Below are 468 nucleotides of genomic sequence, written 5' to 3' on the forward strand. Positions count from 1 at the left end.
GTCATCCCCGGGACGGACGCGCCCCGGCTGACGGCGTGGCCGGTCCGGCGGATCAGCGCCAGCTCGTCCAGCAGGGCCGTCCGTGAGGTGAGCGTGGCCGGGGTGACCGGCTCCAGCTCCTCGTACGGGTACAGCGCGCACACCTGGTCCGCCGTCATCCGGGAGAGCAGCTGCAGCCCGCCCGCTCCCGCGTGGGCCGGTCCGGTCCGCCCCAGCTCCAGCGCCACGCGCACCGGATGGGCCGACTCGCGGCCGTCGGTGACGATGACCTGGTCACCGAAGAGGGCCGCGCTCCACACCGTCTCGCCGGTCCGCCCGGCCGCGTCCGCCAGGACGGGCCCCAGCCGCTCGCGGGCCGCGCGGCCGAACCCCGCGGGCCGGCCCAGCCGCACCAGCTCCGGGCCCGCCGCGTAGCCGCGTCCCGAGGTGTCCCGGATCGCGAACCCCCGGCTCTCCAGCGTGCTCAGC

General features: G+C 77.8%; 1 protein-coding gene. It reads right to left on the reverse strand.

Annotated features, from left to right (window positions below; all coding sequences use genetic code 11):
* Positions 1-468: IclR family transcriptional regulator (locus RNB18_RS51510; RefSeq protein WP_311720997.1), on the reverse strand; the 468-nt coding region annotated here is incomplete at both ends.

The organism is Streptomyces doebereineriae (assembly GCF_031845645.1).
Classification (GTDB): Bacteria; Actinomycetota; Actinomycetes; order Streptomycetales; family Streptomycetaceae; genus Streptomyces; species Streptomyces canus.